This window comes from Saccharopolyspora sp. (genome assembly GCF_017434145.1).
Classification (GTDB): Bacteria; Actinomycetota; Actinomycetes; order Mycobacteriales; family Pseudonocardiaceae; genus Saccharopolyspora_C; species Saccharopolyspora_C galaxeae.
This window is the reverse complement of the sequence record NZ_JAFRFW010000413.1, coordinates 1-2,371: the sequence shown is the minus strand read 5'-3', so window position 1 is coordinate 2,371 and position 2,371 is coordinate 1. Positions and strand designations below refer to the sequence as shown.

Annotated in this window: 1 protein-coding gene; it reads left to right on the top strand. The window is 71.4% G+C overall.

Features of this window, described 5'->3' with window-relative positions; all coding sequences use genetic code 11:
* Nucleotides 1-2,082: 3'-5' exonuclease (locus IJH84_RS11235; protein WP_295143682.1), on the top strand; the 2,082-nt coding region annotated here is incomplete at its 5' end.
* Between the last annotated feature and the right edge of the window lie 289 nt (nucleotides 2,083-2,371).

Here is a 2,371-nt window from a genome sequence, read left to right as displayed (position 1 = left end):
GACCTGGTCAGCGCGCTGCGCATGCTGGTGGACCCGCTGGCGGGCACCGCGGCGATGCGGCTGCTCACCGGCGCCCGGTGGCGGCTGGGCGCGGCGGACATCGCCGCGCTGTGGGACCGGGCGCGCAGCCTCGGACCGGGCGCGCAGGCGGCCGAAGCTGACGACCCGTCCGAGGTCGTCAGCGGCGCGCTGCCCGGCGAGCAGTCCGAGCAGGCGGGCCTGGTGGACGCGCTGGACGATCCCGGCGGCCCCGAGAACTACTCCGCGGCCGGCTACGAGCGGATCCGCCGGCTGGGCAAGGAACTCGTGGCGCTGCGCCGCCGCCTCGAACAGCCGCTGCCGGAGCTGGTCGCCGATGTGGAGCGCACCCTGCTGCTGGACATCGAGGCGCTGGCCCGCCCGGACGGTTCCGGGCGCATCCACCTGGACGCGTTCGCCGACGTGGTCACCGAATTCGCCACCGCCAGTCCTTCCGCGACGCTGCCCGCGCTGCTGGACTACCTCGCCGCCGCCGAACGCGCCGAGGACGGGCTCGAACCGGGCGAGGTCGAGGTAGCCGAGGACCGCGTGCAGGTGTTGACCACGCACGCCGCGAAGGGCCTGGAGTGGGAGATCGTCGCGGTGCCGCACCTGGTGCACCAGGTCTTCCCGGGGCGCAGGCATTCGGCGTCGTGGCTGACGTCGGTGACCGAGCTGCCGTCGCAGTTGCGCGGTGACGCGCAGGATCTGCCCGCGCTGAACCTGGATCGTCTGTCCGGAATGGACCGCAAGGAGATCCTCGACGAGCTCAAGCGGCACGACGGCGAGTTCGAGGACCGCCGCCTCACCGAGGAGCGGCGGCTGTTCTACGTGGCGTTGACCCGCTCGGAGCGGGTGCTGCTGCTTTCCGCGCACTGGTGGGCCGAAGGCGCGAAGAAGCCGAAGGGACCGTCGGACTTCTTCACCGAACTCGCGCACGTGTTGCGCGGGTCCGACGTCGGCGAACTCGCGCAATGGGCCGACGAACCGCCAGAGGACGCGGAGAATCCGCTGGCCGAGACGGTGCGTTCGGTCGAATGGCCCGCGGATCCGCTGGGTGCTCGGCGAAGTGCCGTGTCCGCGGGTGCCGACATGGTCCGCGCTGCGATGGCCGCCGCGGCTTCGGATTCCACTGTGGATGAAAGCGTGCCTGCCGCGGAACCCGGGGCCGCGGAAGAAGTGCCGCGCGAAGAGGACCTGCCCGAAGCATCGGGCATCCCGGACGGACAAGCCTCCGACGGACACAGCCCGGACGAACAGGGCCCGGACGGACAGGGCCTGGACGGGCAAGCCCTGGACGGGCAAGCCCTGGACGGGCAAGCCCTGGACGAACACAGTCCGGGCGAAGACATCCCGGGCGAAGAGATCCCGGAAGACGAGCTCAACTGGGCGCGCGACGTCGACGTCCTGCTGGCCGAACGCGAAGCCGCCGCGCGGCGCCGCGACCAGGTGGCGCTACCCGGCAACCTGTCGGTGAGCCGCCTAGTCGAACTCGCCGACGACCCGGAAACCCTCGCCCGCAAGCTGCGCCGCCCGCTGCCGCTGCCGCCGAACCCGATGGCGCGGCGCGGCACCGCGTTCCACGAGTGGCTGGAGCACCGGTTCGGCAGCAGCGCGCTGATCGACGTGGACGAACTTCCCGGCGCGGGCGACGAAACGGCCTCTCCGCAGGACGACCTCGAACAGCTCAAGGCCGCGTTCCGCAGCGGATCGTGGGCCGGACGCACCCCGCACAAGGTGGAGGTGCCGTTCGAGACCCAGGTGGAAGGCGTCGTCGTGCGCGGGCGGATGGACGCCGTGTTCGCCGACCCGGACGGCGGCTGGACCGTGCTGGACTGGAAGACCGGCGGCGTGCCGGACGACGACCGGCTGCCCGCGCTGGCCGTGCAGCTCGCCGCGTACCGGCTCGCCTGGTCGTCGCTTTCCGGCGCACCGCTGGAAGAAGTTCGCGCCGCGTTCCACTACGTGCGGCACGACCGGACGCTGCGGCCCGCGGACCTGCTGGACGCCGAGGGCCTCCGCGAGCTGATCACGTCCGTCCCGCGAGCATCCACCGACGCCTGAGACGTCGCGGCGCCGACTGTTCGGGCGGCGAAAGCGGCTGCACCGCTCGAAAAAGCGAACCCCGCGGCAAACCCCGGGTTCCAAGGCGGGCAGTGGGACGCCGAAGTCGTTGCGATCTTTTCCCATGTCCACACCTTCGAGTGGTGGATCTTGTCTAGGGCCATTCGGGCGGATCAACATGCTTCCTGATGGAGCAGAACCAGTGGAAGCTCAATACGCCGCCGGAAGCGGAAGTCCTCGTGGACACCGATGTGCTGTCGCTGCGCGCGCCCCTGGTGCGGGTGGCCCG